At 73.9% G+C, this 17,375-nt stretch carries 16 protein-coding genes; 7 read left to right on the forward strand and 9 right to left on the reverse strand.

The window, feature by feature from the left end; all coding sequences use genetic code 11:
- Complete coding sequence (locus tag ACFYZ4_RS05360; protein ID WP_390783120.1) at positions 1-1,332, forward strand: MFS transporter; 1,332 nt, start codon at positions 1-3, stop codon at positions 1,330-1,332.
- Here the strand turns inward: ACFYZ4_RS05360 and ACFYZ4_RS05365 are convergent.
- Positions 1,329-1,523: a hypothetical protein gene (locus ACFYZ4_RS05365; protein WP_390783121.1), complete on the reverse strand. Its 195-nt coding sequence runs from the start codon at positions 1,521-1,523 to the stop codon at positions 1,329-1,331. The two genes, ACFYZ4_RS05360 and ACFYZ4_RS05365, sit on opposite strands and share 4 nt — an antisense overlap.
- Before the next feature lie 283 nt (positions 1,524-1,806).
- On the opposite strand from ACFYZ4_RS05365, the gene ACFYZ4_RS05370 reads away from it, so the two are divergent.
- On the forward strand, positions 1,807-2,724 hold the full coding sequence (locus ACFYZ4_RS05370; protein WP_390783122.1) for an oxidoreductase: 918 nt from the start codon (positions 1,807-1,809) through the stop codon (positions 2,722-2,724).
- Between the two features lie 28 nt (positions 2,725-2,752).
- Here the strand turns inward: ACFYZ4_RS05370 and ACFYZ4_RS05375 are convergent, their stop codons facing one another.
- The 4 genes from ACFYZ4_RS05375 to ACFYZ4_RS05390 form a co-directional block, all read right to left on the reverse strand.
- The gene (locus ACFYZ4_RS05375) at positions 2,753-3,568 is read right to left on the reverse strand and encodes a class I SAM-dependent methyltransferase (RefSeq protein ID WP_390783123.1); all 816 of its coding nucleotides are present in this window, start codon (positions 3,566-3,568) and stop codon (positions 2,753-2,755) included.
- Between the two features lie 177 nt (positions 3,569-3,745).
- Entirely contained in the window at positions 3,746-4,954 is a 1,209-nt protein-coding gene (locus ACFYZ4_RS05380; protein ID WP_351288295.1) for a NupC/NupG family nucleoside CNT transporter, read from the reverse strand.
- 140 nt (positions 4,955-5,094) lie between these two features.
- Positions 5,095-6,594 (reverse strand): amino acid permease, encoded by a 1,500-nt coding sequence (locus ACFYZ4_RS05385; protein WP_390783124.1) that lies wholly within the window; start codon positions 6,592-6,594, stop codon positions 5,095-5,097.
- 108 nt (positions 6,595-6,702) lie between these two features.
- Positions 6,703-8,169 carry a multicopper oxidase family protein gene (locus tag ACFYZ4_RS05390; RefSeq protein ID WP_390783125.1) on the reverse strand — a complete coding sequence of 489 codons (1,467 nt, stop codon included), beginning with the start codon at positions 8,167-8,169 and terminating at the stop codon, positions 6,703-6,705.
- A gap of 299 nt (positions 8,170-8,468) precedes the next feature.
- Between ACFYZ4_RS05390 and ACFYZ4_RS05395 the strand changes: the two genes are divergently transcribed.
- Positions 8,469-9,794 carry a bifunctional 3,4-dihydroxy-2-butanone-4-phosphate synthase/GTP cyclohydrolase II gene (locus ACFYZ4_RS05395; protein WP_390783126.1) on the forward strand — a complete coding sequence of 442 codons (1,326 nt, stop codon included), beginning with the start codon at positions 8,469-8,471 and terminating at the stop codon, positions 9,792-9,794.
- A gap of 55 nt (positions 9,795-9,849) precedes the next feature.
- On the opposite strand, the gene ACFYZ4_RS05400 is transcribed toward ACFYZ4_RS05395, so the two are convergent.
- From ACFYZ4_RS05400 to ACFYZ4_RS05415, 4 genes are all read right to left on the reverse strand, one after another.
- The gene (locus tag ACFYZ4_RS05400; RefSeq protein ID WP_351288283.1) at positions 9,850-10,113 is read right to left on the reverse strand and encodes a hypothetical protein; all 264 of its coding nucleotides are present in this window, start codon (positions 10,111-10,113) and stop codon (positions 9,850-9,852) included.
- Positions 10,110-12,401 (reverse strand): FUSC family protein, encoded by a 2,292-nt coding sequence (locus ACFYZ4_RS05405; protein ID WP_390783127.1) that lies wholly within the window; start codon positions 12,399-12,401, stop codon positions 10,110-10,112. Before ACFYZ4_RS05405 ends, ACFYZ4_RS05400 begins: the two co-directional genes overlap by 4 nt.
- 388 nt (positions 12,402-12,789) lie before the next feature.
- Positions 12,790-13,593 (reverse strand): hypothetical protein, encoded by an 804-nt coding sequence (locus ACFYZ4_RS05410; RefSeq protein WP_390783128.1) that lies wholly within the window; start codon positions 13,591-13,593, stop codon positions 12,790-12,792.
- A complete protein-coding gene (locus ACFYZ4_RS05415) occupies positions 13,590-14,474 on the reverse strand; it encodes a DUF692 domain-containing protein (protein WP_351288275.1) in 885 nt (294 codons plus the stop codon). Before ACFYZ4_RS05415 ends, ACFYZ4_RS05410 begins: the two co-directional genes overlap by 4 nt.
- Before the next feature lie 406 nt (positions 14,475-14,880).
- On the opposite strand from ACFYZ4_RS05415, the gene ACFYZ4_RS05420 reads away from it, so the two are divergent.
- The 4 genes from ACFYZ4_RS05420 (at position 14,881) to ACFYZ4_RS05435 (ending at position 17,339) form a co-directional block, all read left to right on the forward strand.
- Complete coding sequence (locus tag ACFYZ4_RS05420) at positions 14,881-15,060, forward strand: hypothetical protein (RefSeq protein WP_351288272.1); 180 nt, start codon at positions 14,881-14,883, stop codon at positions 15,058-15,060.
- A 62-nt stretch (positions 15,061-15,122) separates the two neighbouring features.
- A complete protein-coding gene (locus tag ACFYZ4_RS05425) occupies positions 15,123-15,305 on the forward strand; it encodes a hypothetical protein (RefSeq protein WP_390783129.1) in 183 nt (60 codons plus the stop codon).
- Positions 15,306-15,411: 106 nt separating this feature from the next.
- Positions 15,412-16,476 carry an ATP-binding cassette domain-containing protein gene (locus ACFYZ4_RS05430; protein ID WP_390783130.1) on the forward strand — a complete coding sequence of 355 codons (1,065 nt, stop codon included), beginning with the start codon at positions 15,412-15,414 and terminating at the stop codon, positions 16,474-16,476.
- Positions 16,473-17,339, forward strand: coding sequence for an ABC transporter permease (locus tag ACFYZ4_RS05435; RefSeq protein ID WP_390783131.1), 867 nt, complete (start codon positions 16,473-16,475; stop codon positions 17,337-17,339). The genes ACFYZ4_RS05430 and ACFYZ4_RS05435 overlap by 4 nt, the downstream gene beginning before the upstream one ends.
- The last annotated feature ends 36 nt before the right edge of the window (positions 17,340-17,375 follow it).

The following is a 17,375-nucleotide window of genomic DNA, read 5'->3' on the forward strand; positions in this document are numbered from 1 at the left end:
GTGGTCGCCTCCAAGGAGACGGTCCGTGACGCGCACGCTCCCGGTGCCTGGCCGACCGCCCGGCTGCTCGTGCTGTTCATGGCTGTCAACTTCGCCGACAAGGCCGTACTGGGCCTGGCCGGACCGGAGATCATGAACGAACTCGGCCTCACCAGGCGGCAGTTCGGCTCCGCACAGGCGGCGTTCTTCGCCCTCTTCTCCCTCTCCGCGATCGGGGTCTCCCTGCTGACCCGGCGCATCCGCAGCACCGTCCTGCTCCTGGCGATGGCCCTCGCCTGGTCGGCGGCCCAGCTCCCGATGCTGTGGCCGACCGCCGGGCTCGGGGTGCTGATCGCCACCCGGGTGCTGCTCGGCGCCGCGGAGGGACCCGCGGCGCCGGTGGCCGCGCACCACCTGTACGGATGGTTCGCCCAGCGGGACCGGACCCTGCCCACGGCCGTGCTGCTGATCGGCGCGGCGGCCGGAGTGGCCCTGGCCGCACCCGCGTTGACCTGGGTCATCGGTGCGTGGGGGTGGCGCTGGGCCTTCGGGACGGTGGGGGTGGCCGGGCTCGCCTGGGCGGCTGTGTGGGCACTGCGTGCGCACGAGGGACCGCTCGCTCCGCTGCTCGGAGCCCCGGCCCCACCGCGGGCCGGCCGGGACGTCGACGCGGCCGGGACGGCGACGGCCGATCCCGGTCCCCCGCTGGGCCGGATCCTCGCCTCGCCGAGCGTCCTCGCGGCGGGCTTCGCCTGCTTCGCCGTCTACTGGCAGATCAGCGCGCAGCTCACCTGGGTTCCCGACTACCTGCACACGGCTCTGGGCTGGTCCGCCGGCGCGACCGGCCTCGCGGTGGCGGCGGGTTCCCTCGCCAACGCCGCCGTGCTGCTGACCCACGGTCTGCTGGCCCGGCGCGCCACCGCTCGCGGCGGCCGGCCGGGCGCACTGCCCGCCGGGTCGGGAGCCGGTCTGCTGATGCTCGGCGCGGCCGCGGCGGTCGCCGTGTTCGTCACCGGTCCGCCGTGGCTGAAACTGCTGATGATGTGCGGTCCGATGGCCCTGTGCGCACCGATGATGACGGTCGGCCAGACGACCTGCGCCCGGATCGCGCCGGCTCACCGCCGGGGAGCGGTCCTCGGCATCGTCGTCGGGCTGTCCTCTGTGGGCGGAGTGCTCTCCCCGGTGGTCCTGGGGCGCGTCGTCGACGGTGTCCCCGAGGCCGCCACCGGCTACGGGCGGGCCTGGCTCCTCACCGCCGCCCTCCTCGCGCTCGCCGGAGCGCTCGCCACCCTGTTCCTGCGTCCCGAACGGGACGCGCACCGCCTCGGGGTGCCCGGCGAGGAGACACCTTAGCTGTGCGGGGCGCCGAACAGCCGGGGCGGCGGCGGGTAGTGGGGGGACGGGTCGGCGGCGGGGGCGCTGCTGCGGTCGCGGCGCGGGAACCCGGCGCGGGCGCGGGCGCGGGCCGGGGCGCCGGGGGCATCCACCACCTCCGTCGTCTCGTGCCCGTCGGTCCGGGAAGGGGTCGGCTTCGACGTACGCATGGGATCGCCTCGATCCTCGCTCGGGGTCCGGTGCGCGCACCGCGCGGTGCGCGCCGTATGTCCCGACGGTCACCGACGCGGGAGCGCCGCCGCGTCGTCCGCCCGGCCGGTCCGCCGGGTCGGCGCCCGGGCCTGCGGACCGACCGATGGGAGGACACTGCGGCTCCGCTGCCCTGCCTAGGGTGTGCCTCCTGGCCGGCGCTCCCGGGCGGGACGGACCCCGGGAGCGCCGTCCGCAACGGACCGGTCCCGTTCGGGCCCGGGCAGTGGAAGGAGCAGTTCGATGACGTGGAATCCCCGCACCGTCCCCGCACAGGACGGCCGAACCGCCGTGATCACCGGGGGAAACGCCGGCATCGGCTATCACGTGGCCGAACAGCTGGCGCGCGCGGGGGCGCACGTCGTCCTCGCCGGCCGCAGCGCTCGCCGCACCCGCATCGCCCTCGACGCGCTACGGGCAGCCGTGCCCGGCGCCTCCGCGACGGACGTACGGCTCGACCTCGCGGACCTGGACTCCGTCCACCGCGCGGCCGAGCAACTCACCGCGGCCGGGCCGGTGGACCTCCTGGTCAACAACGCCGGAGTCACCGCCTCCAAAAAGCGGGCCGAGACCGCTCAGGGCTTCGAGCTGATGTTCGGCACGAACCACCTCGGGCCCTTCGCGCTGACCCTTCTGCTCTCCCCCGCCCTCGGCACGGACGCCCGGGTCGTCTCCCTGGGCAGCCTCACCCACTCCCGGGCCCACCTGGACTTCGACGACCTCCAGAGCCGCACCGGCTACCGGTCGATGGCCGTGTACGGCAGGTCCAAGCTCGCGGTGCTGCTCTTCGCCGCCGAACTGGACCGGCGGCTGCGCGATGGCGGGAGCACCGTCCGCAGCGTGGCCGCGCATCCGGGCTGGGCCGTCCAGGGCCTGACGCCGGCCCGGCCACCGCTGTGGGTGCCCGGCCCGCTCACCGCGGTGCGCAGCGCACCGCTGGCCCTGCTCGCCCAGGGCAAGGACCGCGGTGCCTGGTCCGTGGTCCGCGCCGCGACCGACCCGGACGCGCTCGGCGGCCAGTACTTCGGCCCGATCGGGCCCGGCTCGCTGAAGGGGCCGCCGTCGCTGCAGGTCACGGCCGAGCCGGCCCGCGACCGGGAGGCCGCGGCCCGCCTGTGGGCGGTGTCCGAGGAACTGACCGGCGTGCACTGGGCGGCGTGACCCGCCGGGCCTGCCGGGCGACGCCGGATCAGCGCCACCCGTGGGCCAGCAGGGCGACGTGCGGCAGCCGCAGTTCCCCGTCCGGGGACAGGAACGGCGTACTCAGCACGGCGGCGTGCCGCACGATGCGGGTGACCGCCGCCGGATCCGCCGCGGCTGCCGTCAGCAATCCGGTGCCCAGCAGCCGTTCGAGTCCCTCGGACCAGGCGCCGGCGCCGACGCGGTGGTCCCAGGCGACCGTCCGGCAGACGGCCTGCCGCAGCCCTGTCGAGCTCAGCAGTCGCGCCATTCCGGCGGTGTCGCCCGGGTAGCCGGACCACGGTGGCCGCAGTCGGTCCGTCGGCACGAACGGGGCACCGGCGGCACGCAGGGCCCGGCCCAGCAGGGTCTGTCCGGCGGCCGGTACGTCCGCCCAGCCGGTCAGGCCCACCCGCCCCCCGGGGCGCACGACCCGGCGCAGCTCGGCCACCACGGCCCGGGTGGGACCGGCGTGCCCGAGTACGAAATTGCCGACGGCCGCGTCGAAGCACGCGTCCCGGAACGGGAGCCGGGGCAGCGCCGCGACCAGCGTCCGGGCCCGGGGGGCCGCCGCGCGCGCCAGCTCCGCCATGGCCGCCGAGGAGTCGACGGCGGTCACCGCGGCCCCGCGGTCCGTGGCCGCGGCGGCCACGGTGCCGGGACCGGTGCCGACGTCCAGCACCCTGGTTCCGGGGCCCACTTGGACGGCGTCGAGGAGGGGGCGCACCGTCCCGGCGCACGCGGCACCGAGCGTCCGTACGTACAGCGCCGCGTGTTCCTCCCAGAGGTCCGCGGCGCGGGGTTCCTGCTGTCGCGTGTCTGCCATGGCCGTGCTCCGTCCGGCTGCCGCCGTGGTGGCGCCTCCCGCGGGGTGCGGGTCCGGCCGCCACCGCCAGCACAGCAGGCACCGCGCCCGGCGGCGACGACCGATCGGAGGAACGGGAGGAGGAACGGGCGAGGGAACGGGCGGAGGGACGCGTCGTACGGGCCCCCTCTCCCGTCGTCAGCCGACGATGCCCACGATGGCCGCGTTGCTGAGGTTGGCCAGCGTCCCGGCGAGCAGGGCCAGGAGGCCGAGCTGGGCGACGTCTGCCCTGCGCTCGGGGGCCAGGGCGCCGAAGGAGCCCAGCTGGATGGCGATCGATCCGAAGTTGGCGAAGCCGGCGAGGGCGAAGGTGGTGATGAGCACGGTCTTGGGTTCGAGGGAGTCGATCTGCGGGCCGAAGGAGGCGTACGCGACGAACTCGTTGATGACCGTCTTCTGTCCGAGAAAGCTGCCCACCGTCGAGGCTTCGTCCCACGGCACTCCGATGAGCCACGCGACCGGCGCGAAGATCCACCCCAGCAGCCGCTGGAACGTCAGGTCGTCGATGCCGAACCAGCTTCCGGCCAGGCCGAGGATGCCGTTGGCCAGGGCGATGAGCGCCACGAACGCGATGAGCAGGCAGCCCACGATGACCGCGAGGCGGCCGCCGCTCAGCGCGCCGCGGGCGAGTGCGTCGATGGCGTTGGCCGATTCCGTGTCGCGCACGCTGCGGACGTCGCCCTGTTGTTCCGGCTCCTCGGTCTCCGGGTAGATCGCCTTGGCGATGACCAGCATGGCGGGCGCGTTCATGACGCTCGCCGCCAGCAGATAGGGCAGGGGAGCGCCGAGCAGCGAGTACCCGACCAGGGTGGAGCCGGCCACGGACGCGAAACCGCCGGTCATGCAGGTGAACAGTTCCGAGCGGGTGAGCCGGCGCAGGTACGGTGCGATGAGCAGCGGCGCCTCGGACTGGCCGAGGAAGATCACCGTAGTCGCCCAGATCGACTCGACCCGGCTGGTCTCGAGGAGCCGGGAGATCGCGCCGCCGACGATCTGTACGACCCACTGGATGACGCGCAGGTAGTACAGCAGCCCGACGAGCGCGCCGAGGAAGATGATGACCGGCAACACGCCGAGGGCGAAGGGGACGGACGAGCCCTTGGCCAGCGAGCCGAAGAGGAACTCCGTTCCCGCGGTCGTGTAGCCGATCACCTTCGCGATCAGGTCGGCGAACCAGCGCAGCGCTTCGCGGCCGGGTTCCCACTTCAGCACCAGCAGGGCGAAGCCGACTTGCAGGGCGAAGCCGATGCCGAGCGTCCGCCAGTTGATCCGCCGACGGTTGCGTGAGATCGCGAAGCACAAGCCGTAGATCACGAGAAGGCCGAGCAGCCCCTGCAGCCGAGTCATCGGACGCGATCTCCCCATCAGGCCGAGGCCGGCCCCTCGTGACCCGGCGGGCTCGCGGGCGCACACCGGAGGGCCGCACGGAACAGAAACCGGACAAACCCGGATGCTCCGAACCTACGAGACAACCCCGCCCGGGGCCCTCAGGACACGCCCGGCCCTCGCCCGGAGCCGGGGTGGACCGGTGAGCCGGGTTCCGTTCCTCCCCGGGCGGCCCGGGTGGCCCCGGTGACCCGGCGCCGGACCAGGAACCAGCCGCCGACGAGCACTCCCACCACGACGGGCACGGCCAGCACGGTCATCGTCCCCACCCCGTGGTCGGCGCACATGAGGGCGAGCACGCCGAGCAGGAAGAGCAGGGTGACCGTCTGGGTGTACGGGGCTCCGGGCAGCCGGTAGGCGGGGCGGGTGGCGAGCCCGCGCCGGGCCCGGTGCCAGAACAGCAGCGAACAGATCATGATCAGGCCCCAGGTGCCCAGGACGCAGATCGACGCGAAATTGAGGACGACCTCGAACGATTCCGCGGGCATGAGGTAGTTCAGGCCCACGCCGAGCACACCGAACGAGGCCGTGAGCAGGATGCCGCCGTACGGAACGCTCCCGCGGTTCATGCGGGCGGTGAACTTCGGGGCCGAGCCCGCCACGGCCATCGAGCGCAGGATGCGGCCGGTCGCGTACAGGCCGGAGTTGAGCGAGGACAGCGCCGCCGTGAGGACCACGAGGTTCATGACGCCGGCCGCGCCGGGGACGCCGAGCCGGGTGAAGACGGTGACGAACGGGCTCTGGTCGGCCGAGTAGGCGGTGTGGGGCAGGAGCAGGGAAAGAAGCACCACGGACCCGACGTAGAAGAGGACGATGCGCCACATGATCGTCCTGAGGGCCTTGGGGACGACCGTGCGGGCATCCCGCGTCTCGCCGGCGGCGACCCCGCACAGTTCGAGGCCGGCGTAGGCGAAGACGACGCCCTGCATGACCAGCAGCATCGGCAGGAATCCGGTGGGGAGGAACCCGCCGTGGTCCGTGATCGTCGCGAGTCCGGGCACGTGCCCGCCGACGGGGTGGCGCGTCGCGATGAGGACGACCGCGACGACCATGAAGGCGGTGAGGGCCCCCACCTTGACGACGGAGAACCAGAACTCCGTCTCCCCGAAGGAGCGCACCGAGACCAGGTTCGCGCCGAGCACCACCATCAGGGCGATGAGCGCCAGCACCCATGGGGGGACGTCCGCGAAGACCGACCAGAAGCGGGCGTACGTGGCGGCGGCGGTGATGTCGGCCATGCCGGTCGTCGCCCAGCACAGAAAGTACGTCCAGCCGGCCGCGTAGGCGCCCTTCTCGCCCATGAACTCGCGGGCGTAGCTGACGAAGGCACCGGAGGACGGACGGTGGACGACGAGTTCGCCCAGTGCGCGGACGACGAGGAAGGCGAAGAGACCGCAGACGGCGTAGGCGAGGGCGAGCGAGGGGCCGGCGGCCGCGAGGCGGCCGCCCGTGCCGAGGAAGAGTCCGGTGCCGATGGCCCCGCCGATGGCGATCATGGTGATGTGGCGGGGCCTGAGCCGTTTGCTGTAGCCCTCGTCCCCGGCGTCCGCCCGTACGGGCGGGGACGCGGGCGGCGGGGGCGGCGTGCCGAGCGTGGTCATGCCTCCAGCGAAGGGCACGGCGGGCCCGCCCCGCTTACTCCGATCGAGCGAGATGCGGGGCGAGCCGGGCGGGCCGCGAGGTCCTCCGCGGAGATCACATCGTCGGCGTCACTTGTCGATCTGCAGCGTCGCCATCATGCCCGCGTCCTCGTGGTTGAGGATGTGGCAGTGCAGCACGGTCTTGCCCGGGAAGTCGACGAACCGGGTCCGGACCACGATGTTCCCGCGTGCGGGGACGTCCACGGTGTCCTGGAGGCCGTAGTTCACGTCGGGCTTGCCGTTGATGCTCATGACCTGGAAGTCATTGGTGTGGACGTGGAACGAGTGGACCTCGTCGCTGTCGTTGCGGATCGTCCATTCGTCGACCGTGTTGAGCTTGGACCTGAAGTCGATCCGGTTGTGATCGAACTGCTTGCCGTTGATGTAGAACAGCGTGCCGTCCGCGTTCTCCGTGAACACGATCGTCTTGCGGCTGGCGATCGGCTCCTTCCCCAGGTCGTCCACGGGCGCGAAGGACGTCGGCAGGGCGGCCTGCTCCACCGGGGCGCCGGAGGTCTCCACGGTCGCGAGCGTCGCCTGCGGGAACTGGTTGCCCGCCTTGCCGCTGTTGTACGGCTGGGTGACGAGTTCCTTGGTTCCGGCCTGCCCGCCCTGCACGAGCACGTCGTAGCGCGCGCCGGCGGGGATGACGATCGAATCCATCGGGAAGACCTTGTTCACCGGGTAGCCGTCCTGCGCGACCACGTGGAACGTCGTACCGGGCAGCGCGACCTTGTAGAAGATGTTGGCCCCGATGTTGGCGATCCGCCACAGCTGGGTCTCGCCCGGCTTGATCCGGATGCGCGGGTTCAGCTGTCCGTTCACCGTGCGGGTGGTCGGGGCTCCCATCTTCAGGTCGGCGGTCTTGATCTGGTCGCCGACGATCTGGAAGTCCTTCAACGCGATGGCGTGTTCGGTGATCCCGCGCAACTGCTGCGGCATGTACCGGTCGAGCCCGTCGACGACGATGAGGCCCGCCATTCCGCCCGCCGTCTGCGCGGCCGACAGGGTGTGCGGGTGCGGGTGGTACCAATAGGTGCCCGGCTCCAGCGATTTCAGGAACTGGTACTTGAATTCGAACGTCTTGCCCGGATCGATACTGAGGAAGATGTTGTCGGAATTCCCGCCCGGCGAGACGTGCATGCCGTGGACGTGGAGATTCGTGAACTTGTCGAGCTTGTTCTCGAAGGTGATCTCCATCCGGTCACCGGGCCGCAGGCGCAGCGTCGGCGGCATGTAGAGGCCGTTGTAGGTCAGCGCCCACAGGTCCTTCCCGGCCAGCCGGACCTTCTTGCGCTCCACCACGATCCGGGTCTTGAGCAGGCCGTCCTCGCTGACCACCTCGGCGGGGTCCCGCAGGTCCTCGGTGGCCGCGGCGGTGAGCGCGGGCGACGGCGTGACCACCGGCGCCGCGGTGGCGGCCGTGGGGGCGGCCTGGCCCCGGTCCGACTCGGCCGTGCCGCAGCCTGAAGCGAAGGCCAGGGCCGCCAGGAGGGACCCGACCGCGGTCCACCTGCCGAAGGGGTGTCTGATCATCCGGACTCTCCGAAAAGAAGGGAAAACGACACGGCCGCCTGGGCCGGTTCCGCGCCATCATGCCGCCCCGGGCCGGGAAAGCGTTCCAATGACCCGCATGACGGGGAGGGTTGCCGGAGAAGGCCGCCGCGAACACCGGAGAATTCACGGCGGTGATACGACTTTCATTCCGGAGCCGGTGGAATTCCGCCCGTCCCCCCTCCGAACGGAGGACAGGTCCGGCCCGGCACCCATGGGTTACTCGTGGAAACCGGCGGCCACCCGCCGCCCGCCGCCCGCGACCCGGAAGGCCACCTCCCATGGACAGCCACCCCGACCGCAGCACCGACACCGCCGCCGACGGCGCAGACCCCCGGACCCCCGGGCCGGGCGGCGGCCCCGCGCTCGACACCGTCGAACGGGCGGTCGCGGACATCGCCGCGGGCCGCCCCGTCGTCGTGGTCGACGACGAGGACCGCGAGAACGAGGGCGACCTGGTGTTCGCCGCGGTCCACGCCACCCCCGAGCTGATGGCCTTCACCGTCCGGCACACCTCCGGGGTGATCTGCGCCCCCATGACCGGAGCACTCCTCGACTCCCTCCGGCTGCCCCCGATGGCCGCCGTCAACGAGGACCCCAAGGGCACCGCGTACGCCGTGTCCACCGATGCCCGCACGGGTGTCACGACCGGCATCTCGGCGGCCGACCGGGCCCGGACCGTACGCCTGCTCGCCGACCCCGGCACCGGACCCTCCGACCTGACCCGGCCCGGCCACGTCTTCCCGCTGCGCGCCGTCGCGGCCGGGGTCCTCGAACGCCCCGGGCACACCGAGGCCGCCGTGGACCTGACACGGCTCGCCGGGCTGCCGCCCGTCGGCGTGATCGCGGAGATCGTCAACGACGACGGAACCATGGCCCGGCTGCCGCGGCTGCTCGCCTTCGCCCGCGAACACGGGCTGGCGATCATCTCCATCGCGGACCTGATCCGGTACCTGCGGCGCGCCGCCCACCGCGTCGAGCGCGCCGCCACCGTGTGCCTGCCCACCACGTACGGGACCTTCACCGCGGTCGGCTACCGGGACGGGGCGACGGGCTCCGAGTACGTGGCCCTCGTCGCCGGTGGCCTCGACGGGCAGGGCCGGGTGTCCGACGGCACCGATGTCCCCGTCCGCCTCCATTCCGGCTGTCTGACCGGGGACGTCTTCGGCTCCCTGCGCTGCGACTGCGGACCGCAGCTGGACGAGGCGCTGCGGCGCATCGCGGCGGACGGGCGCGGCGTGGTGGTCTATCTGGCCGACCACGAGGGGCGGGGCATCGGCCTGGTGCAGAAACTGCGCGCGTACGCCCTGCAGGAGACCGGGCGTGACACCGTCGACGCCAACCTGGACCTGGGCCTGCCGGCCGACGCCCGGGACTGGACGGCGGCCGCCGGCATCCTCGGCGACCTGGGCGTACGCTCCTGCCGACTGCTGTCCAACAACCCGGACAAGGCACGGGCGCTGGCCTCGCTGGGGGTGCCGGTCACGGGCGTGGAGCCGCTGCCCGCGCCGGCCTGCGCCGACAACATCCGCTACCTGGTGACCAAGCGCGACCGCATGGGGCACCGGCTGCCGTGGCTGGCCGACGGCACGGGCCGCCCCGCGTGACGCCCGGCCCGGCGCCCGCTGTTTGCCTGCCCGCGCCGGGCGTCAGGTCCGGGCGTCAGGTTTCGCGGTCGCAGGCCGCGCAGATCCGGACGCCGCTGATCTGCGGCCACCAGGCGTCACCGGCCGCACCGGGCCGGTCGCCGGGTGCGGCCGGCATCCCGGCGGTGCTGCGCCCGCACAGCGTGAGCGGGCCGGCGCGGAGCCCGCTGTCGTCGGTCTCCGCCGCGTGGACCGTACCGAGGCGGTCCCCGGCGGTCGGGCCCGCCGGGCGGTGGGGCGGCTGCGCCACCACCTCGTAGACGGCCGCGTATCCGTTCACTGCGGCTCCCTTCCGTGTCCGCCCCCGCCGGCCGGGTCCGGTGGCCCGGGCCGTGGCAGGGCCCCGGCGATGGCCCGTACGTCGTCGTCCAGCCGGCGGAAGTGCATCAGGACGCGGGCCTCGTCCGGGGCGGGTGGCCCGGTTCCCGGCGCGACGTCCGCCACGGGAGGCTGCGCCTGGCCCGCGCGCCCCTCGGCGGCCAGCGCCTCCAGACGGACGGCGACCGTCCGCGCCCGCTCCTCCAGCACCGGCCGGGCCGGCGAGGCCGACCAGCTCCCCGGTGCACCGCGGCCGGCCTCCACCGCGAGCACCCGTACGTGGTAGGCGCAGGTCTCCAGCAGCCCCAGCACGTAGAGGGAGGTCTGTCGACGGGCCCGGTGCGGTGCGACGGGGTGCACCAGCGGGGTGAGCGAGCGGGCCAGTTCCTCCACGCGGCGGTCGGCGGCGTGCGCGGCGCGGACCAGGGCGTCCGGGGAGGGGTCCGCAGCCGGCGAGGTCAGCCGGCGGACGGTCGTCGTGACGGCGTCGGCCAGTGACCGCAGGGCGTCGGCGAGCAGTGCGTCGGTACGCTGCCCGGTCGCGCGGGGCAGCACGAGGACGGCGGCCGCCACCCCGCACAGCACGCCGAACGTCGTCTCGGCGATCCGGATCAGCAGCAGGCCGTCCGTGTAGGTGCCGAGCAGGTCGGAGAGCAGGGCGATCATCAGCGTGATGAAGAAGGTGGCCGCGGTGTAGGACAGCGCGGCCGTGTAGGCCATGCCGAAGACGCAGACGAGGGTGAGGACGAAGGCCGGCCAGGGGAGGCCGGCGAGAGCCGAGGCGACGAACAGGCCGACGAACGCCCCCGCCAGCGTCCCGGCCACCCTTCGGGACCCCTTGAGGGCGATCTCGCCCGTGGAGGAGGTGTTGAAGAAGACCATCCAGCAGGCGAGCACCGCCCAGTACCAGTGGTCGGCGGAGATCAGCTGCCCGCCGGCGGTCGCGACGGTGGCGCCGCAGGCCACCTGGACGGCCGCACGGGTGGTCGGCCGGCGCAGTCCGCCGGGCTCCGGCTCCGGCTCCGGCTCCGGCTCCGGCTCCGGCTCCGGCTTCGGGGGTGCGGATGCCGGGGGTACGGCGGGCGCAGCGGGTGAGGCCTCCGGAGCGGGCGCCTCCGCCGGGGCCGTCCGGGTTCCCGGAGACCACCGGAACGCCTCGCGGAGCCCGGCCGCCGCCTGCTCGAAGTCCGTCAGCGCCTGGTGGGCGTCGGCGACGGCCGGGGCGGGCCCGGCGTCCGGCCGGGGCGAGGCGGGCACCGCGGCGTCGGCGGGCGTTCCGCCCCGGGCCAGCGTCTCCGGGAGGGCCCGCAGCCGGGCCGCCAAGGAGTCGCCGCCCGCGGCGGGCCCGCCCGCGCGGGTACCGGGTCCCGGCAGGTACAGGTGATGGGCGAAGTCCTGCCCGGACGTGCCGCCGTCCTGCCCGGCCCGCAGCAGCATCACCGCGAGCCGTTCGGCCCGTACGTCCGTCTCGGTCATCCGGGTCCGCACCCGCGCGGCGACCGCCGGGGCGGCGCACGCCTCGACGCTGTCCTGGAGCATCAGCGCGCACGTGTGCAGCCGCCGCAGCCGGCGCCGCAGCGCCGTGGTCCGGCCCGCGCGGTCGCGGTCCCCCGAGGTGGCGCCGTCACCGTCGGCGAGCGCCGCCAGCGCCTCGGCCACGTCCGCGAGGCAGGCCCGTACGGACCTGCGCAGCCGTACGAAGGACCGGTCCGGCGAGGTCCGCAGCAGGACGAACCGCACGACGGCCCCACAGCCGAAGGCCACCGCCAGGGCCGCCCACAGCCGGGGCAGCTGGTCGGCGGGCAGGGGCACGAACTGCATGACGAAGTACATCTGGAAGGCGTTCATGCCCAGTGCGGTCCCCCGGGGCCCGTAGCGGCGGACGTACACCGTCACGAACAGCAGCACCACGAAGACCGCCCCCGACACCACCCGGTACGGTGCGAGCAGCACGGCCGCGGTGGCCGCCAGCAGTGCGGCGGGCAGGCCGAGCGCGTGCGTGACGGCTTGCTCCCCCTCCTTCGGCCCGGTCAGCACCATCGACCACACCAGCGCGGAGGAGCCCGCCGCGACCAGGAACGACGTGCCGAAGCCCAGGGCCCACAGCACGGCGAGGGCCAGGCAGATCGCACCGACGGTGTGGGCCGCTCCGACCAGCCGGACCAGCCCGGGGTCGCTGGCGTCGAGTACGTCCCGGACGGCGCGCAGGGCCCCGCGTACCGGGCCCGCTCCGTCCCTGCCGGCGTCCACTCCCCCAGTGAACCCCGTTCGCGTGGTCCGGGCGCGCGGAGCCGGGTGCGGCCGCGCGGGCGCAGGAAAAAGGCCGGCTGGTCGCCGGCCCGGTGAAGCGCAGGTACGTTTCGGAATGTGCTGTGGGGGTCTACTCACGGATTGGTCACCGCCGGTCCGCATGCCCGGTGAGCGGTTGCCGTCACAGCCGCGCATGCTCCCCATGTCGCGGACGTTCCGAATGCTGTCCCTGCTGTTCTGTTGGTCTTCCCTGTGCACACATTCGACATTACGGATCCCGCCGGGCCCTGTGATCCTCCGACCGGGGCGTGACGGGGGCCACGCGCCGTTCGTCCGATCGGACCCCCTCGGACGGTCGGGCCGGCCACCCCCCTCCGCGCGGGAGCCGTCATCCGTCCGGTCCCCCGCGCGGGACGAGGAGCCCCGCCCGGGCCAGTGCCAGCAGTACCTCGCCCGCCTGTGCGGGAGGGGCCCCGGCCTCGGCGGCCGCCCGCCGGGCGGTCCGGGTGCCGTCGCACAGGGCGAGCAGGTCCCGGGTCCCGGGTTCGAGCCGGAACGCGCGCACGGGTTCCCGCCACACGCGTTGCAGCGCCACCGTGACCGGGACGTCCGGGATGTGCGCGGGCGCCTCGGGGGCGGTCACGTCGTGGCCGTAGGAGACGACCAGGACGGTCGCCGGCACGACGGGGACGCCGTGGTCGATCCAGGTCTCGCCGAGTTCCCGCTGCTGCCGGGCCCCGGTCTCGTACCGGTGCCGGGCGGCGTCGGAGGCGATGTCGTCGCGGCTCAGCCGGAGGCGCTCCAGTTCGAACCGGCCGAACTCGACGAGCCCCGCCGGGAGTCGGCCGGCCGCGTACCCCAGGAACGACTCCGCCGCCCGTACCGAGCCGACCGGGTCGTCCGGGTGCGGGAGGCGCACCGTCGCGGCCAAGTAGTCCTCCAGGACGCCGCGGTGTCGTTCCGTCACTTCGTCGACCGTGTCCGGCATCGCCTGGGCGACCACCCGGCTGTACTTCGCGGCGACGTCCCGCGCCACCCTGGCGTACGCGGCGTCCGGGACCCCGGCGAGGAGCGCGAGGTCCTCCTCGGTCAGCCCGAAGCGGGCGCGTACCGCCTCGGGGTCGTCGTGCAGTTCGGCGGCGGTCAGCAGGGGGCTCGCGAGCAGCGCCGCGAGCGCGTCGATCACGGTCATCGCGCCTCCTCCCCGCGCCCGGGCCCGGAGGCCGGTACGCCGGGCCGCGCCGCCCCGGAGCCCCACCCGGCGGTGTCGCGGGCCCGGGCGATCTCGGCGGCGATCTCCGAGAAGTCCTCGGGGAAGTCCTGGTCCCGTTCCAGCAGGGTGGCCTTGATGTCGGCGCGGGCGGACAGTTCGGCCAGCAGTCCCCACACCCGTTCGGGGACGGGCGCGCTGTGGGTGTCGCGGGCCGTGCCGTCCGGGTCCTGCGTGCCGCCGGCGAGGTGCACCTGGACGACGCGTTCCAGCGGGATCGTGTCGAGGAAGTCGCCCACGTCGTAGTGGTGGTTGCGGGAGTTGATGTCGAGGTTGGTGAGGTCCAACAGCAGTCCGCACGTGCAGTGCTCCATCACCTCGGCGATGAACTGGGCCTCCGTCAGGGGGTGCGGCAGGTCGATGTGGTAGGTGATGTTCTCCAGGATCAGCGGGACCCCCACCTCGTCCTGCGCCCGCTGGGCGTTGCGCGCGACGTGCCGGGCGACGGCGCGGCTGCGCGGCAGCGGTGCCAGCGTGCCCACGGAGATGGCGTCGGCCCGGGTGAAGCAGAGGTGGTCGCTGAACCAGGGGGCGCCGATCTCCTCGACGAGCTCGGCGAGCGCGTGCACGTAGCGCGGGTCGGGGGGCTGCGACGAGCCCAGGGAGAGTTCCAGGCCGTGCGGGACCAGCGGGTGGCCGCGGCGCAGCTCGCGCAGGGCCTCGCGGGTGTCCTCGGGTGCGAACAGAAAGCGCTCGGTGATGACTTCCAGCCAGTCGACGCCGGTACCGGACTCGGCGATCCCGTCGGCCAGTTCCCGGCGGAATCCGAGCCCGGAACCGAGGTGCGGCAGGTGTGCGGACATGGGTGTCTCCTCGGACGGCGGTGGCGGGTCGGACGGCGGTCGCGGTCGTCCCCGCTGCGGTCCCTCCCGACGCTAGGGACCGGCCCGGCCGGCTCCCGTCCTGCGAACGGTCGATCGGCCGGTCGGATCCCCGGGCCGCCGCCGGGCGGCGTGTCCGCCGGGGACCGGAGGAGCGGGCCGGTTCGTCCGGGCTGACGTCCGATCGCAGGACATGTCCGTCCCGGGAGTCTTCCTAACGTGGTGGCTGTCGCTGAACGGCGCACCACCCCCGCGCCGTACTCCGGCCCCCCGCACGGACATCGCCGGCGGCGGCGCAAAGAACCGCCTCCGGCCCGTGCACCACCGAACAGGAAGAGCCGCAGCCGTCCCAGAACCCGGGGCCTGCCTCACACGATCGGGAGTTCACATGAACAACACCACCACCGCGACCCGCACCGCGCGCTCGTTCGGATTCGAGCAGCTGCCGGCGGCGGTCCAGGCACCCGAAGCCGCCTGTCAGCAGCCCTGCGAAGACTGCGTCACGGTCACCCCGGACACGGCCACGCGGACCCGCCGCACCCGGACGTCGTCCCGGTCGCACCGCTAGGCCGTCTCTTCCGGACCTTGCCCGACCCGGTCCGGACGACCGCCCCGAGAGGAGCAACTCGCATGTCCCTCACGTCCCCTTCGCCCGCGCCCACCTCGGCGCCCGGCACCGGGCCCGCCGCGGAGCTCGGCTTCGCGGCGGTGCCCTGGGCCACCCGCCGGCACGCCGACCCGATGATGCGCTGCATCTCCTGTGCCGGTCCGCCGCCGCCCCCGCCGTCCTGCAGCACGCGGGTCCGGCACTGACCGGCCGATCGGCCGCGGGAGGCCGGGTCCTGGTCCAGGACCCGGCCTCCCGACCTCCATGCCCGCCTCCGGCCGGCACGCGACCGACCGTCCCGAGGAGCCCACCGTGACCACAGCCCCCACGTCCCTGCGCCCGTCACCGCCCCCGGCGTATCCGCCCCCACCGCCGGGTCCTCCGCCGCCGCCCGCCGTCGAGGCCCGCGGCCTGCGCAAGACCTACGGTGACGTCGAGGCCGTACGCGGGGTGGACCTGAGCGTGCGTCCCGGGGAGATCTACGGCTTCCTCGGCCCCAACGGGGCCGGCAAGTCGACGACCATCGGAATGCTGTGCACCCTCGTGGAACCGACCGCGGGGACCGCGACCGTGGCGGGTCACGACGTCGTGCGCGAACGGGACGCGACCCGGCGGCAGATCGGCCTGGTCTTCCAGGAGTCCACCCTGGACTCGCATCTGACCGTGGAGCGCAACCTCCGCTTCCACGCCCGGATGTACGGGATGCCCCGGTCCGCGGTCACCCCGCGCGTCGACCACGTCCTGGACCTGGTGGGGCTGGCGGAGCGGCGCCGCAGCAAGGTGAAGGAGCTGTCGGGCGGCATGCGGCGGCGCGTGGAGATCGCGCGCGGCCTGCTGCACGCGCCACGGGTGCTGTTCCTCGACGAACCCACCGTCGGACTGGACCCGCAGACGCGCCGTCACCTCTGGGACTGCATCCGCGACCTGCGTCGGACCGAGGGCGTCACCGTCTTCATGACCACGCACTACCTCGACGAGGCGGAGGTCTGCGACCGGATCGCGATCATGGACAAGGGGGTCGTCGTGGCCCTGGGCACCCCCGCCGAGCTGAAGGCCCGTACGGGAGCCGACGTCGTCAGGTTCACCACTCCGGACGCGGGTGCCGCGATCGCGGCCCTGCGCACGCGTTTCGGGCTGTCCGGACGCGGTGACATCGGCGACGGCTCGGTGGTCGTACGGGTGCCCGACGGGGCGGCGTTCCTGCCGCGGCTGGCGTGCGGGCTGGGCGTGCCGGTCCGGTCCATGGAGGTGTCCCGGCCGACGCTGGACGACGTGTTCCTTTCCTGGACCGACCGTCCCGGAGGCGCGACGGCCGACGAGGGCGGGGCCCGTACCGAGCGGGCCGAGTGGGCCGCGCGCAGGAGGGGGGCCCGGTGAGCGCCGCCGGCCTGCGCGCGCTGCCGGTCGCGGCTCCCCCGGCCGCGTTCACCCGGCCCCCCGCCACGGGCCCGCGGGCCCAGCTGCGGGCCGTGTGCGTGGTGTGGCACCGGGACATGCTCCGGCTGCTGGCCGAACCGGTCCGGGTGGCCACCGCGCTGCTCCAGCCGTTGCTCTTCCTGTTCGCGTTGGGCGGCGGGCTGGGTTCACTGACCCGGTCCGCGTACGGGGTCCCGTACCAGACCTTCGTCTACGCGGGCGCGCTCGCCATGCCCGTGGTCTTCGCCTCCATCGGGGCGGCCTCGTCGATCGTGTGGGACCGGGAGTTCGGCTTCCTGCGGGAGATGCTGGTCGCGCCGGTGAGCCGGACGGCGGTCGTGACGGGCAAGTGCCTGGGCGGGATGACCACGGGCCTGTTCCAGGGCACGATCGTGCTCGCGCTCGCCGGTACGGTGGGTGTCCCGTACGACCTGCCGCTGATGCTCGAACTGTTCGCGTACATGGCCCTGCTGGCGTTCACCTTCTCCTGCTTCGCGGTGCTGGTGGCGGCGCGGATGCGTTCGGTGCAGTCGTTCATGGCGCTGACCCAGATGGTGGTGCAGCCGCTGTTCTTCCTCTCCGGGGCGCTGTTCCCGCTGTCCCGGCTGCCGGCCTGGCTGTCCGTCGCCACCCGGTTCGACCCGCTCACGTACGCGGTGGACCCCATCCGCAGGGCGGTCCTCGGAGCGGTCGGCGCGACGGCCGCCGCCCCCGGGGTGACGTGGGGCCGCTACCTCGTGCCCGTCTGGCTGGAACTGCTCCTGGTGCTCGTATCGGGCACGTGCATGCTGTGGGCGGCCTCCCGGACCTTCCGCCGCGGCTGAGACCGGAACCGCCTGCCCCTTCCGGGCCGGCCGGAA

The sequence above is a fragment of the Streptomyces sp. NPDC001513 genome (genome assembly GCF_042894695.1).
GTDB lineage: Bacteria > Actinomycetota > Actinomycetes > Streptomycetales > Streptomycetaceae > Streptomyces.

Bases quoted from the DNA above. Each gene is read 5' to 3' on its own strand.
- ACFYZ4_RS05365 (WP_390783121.1), bottom strand. From the start codon at position 1,523: ATGCGTACGTCGAAGCCGACCCCTTCCCGGACCGACGGGCACGAGACG.
- ACFYZ4_RS05370 (WP_390783122.1), top strand. From the start codon at position 1,807: ATGACGTGGAATCCCCGCACCGTCCCCGCACAGGACGGCCGAACCGCC.
- ACFYZ4_RS05375 (WP_390783123.1), bottom strand. From the start codon at position 3,568: ATGGCAGACACGCGACAGCAGGAACCCCGCGCCGCGGACCTCTGGGAG.
- ACFYZ4_RS05380 (WP_351288295.1), bottom strand. From the start codon at position 4,954: ATGACTCGGCTGCAGGGGCTGCTCGGCCTTCTCGTGATCTACGGCTTG.
- ACFYZ4_RS05385 (WP_390783124.1), bottom strand. From the start codon at position 6,594: ATGACCACGCTCGGCACGCCGCCCCCGCCGCCCGCGTCCCCGCCCGTA.
- ACFYZ4_RS05390 (WP_390783125.1), bottom strand. From the start codon at position 8,169: ATGATCAGACACCCCTTCGGCAGGTGGACCGCGGTCGGGTCCCTCCTG.
- ACFYZ4_RS05395 (WP_390783126.1), top strand. From the start codon at position 8,469: ATGGACAGCCACCCCGACCGCAGCACCGACACCGCCGCCGACGGCGCA.
- ACFYZ4_RS05410 (WP_390783128.1), bottom strand. From the start codon at position 13,593: ATGACCGTGATCGACGCGCTCGCGGCGCTGCTCGCGAGCCCCCTGCTG.
- ACFYZ4_RS05415 (WP_351288275.1), bottom strand. From the start codon at position 14,474: ATGTCCGCACACCTGCCGCACCTCGGTTCCGGGCTCGGATTCCGCCGG.
- ACFYZ4_RS05420 (WP_351288272.1), top strand. From the start codon at position 14,881: ATGAACAACACCACCACCGCGACCCGCACCGCGCGCTCGTTCGGATTC.
- ACFYZ4_RS05425 (WP_390783129.1), top strand. From the start codon at position 15,123: ATGTCCCTCACGTCCCCTTCGCCCGCGCCCACCTCGGCGCCCGGCACC.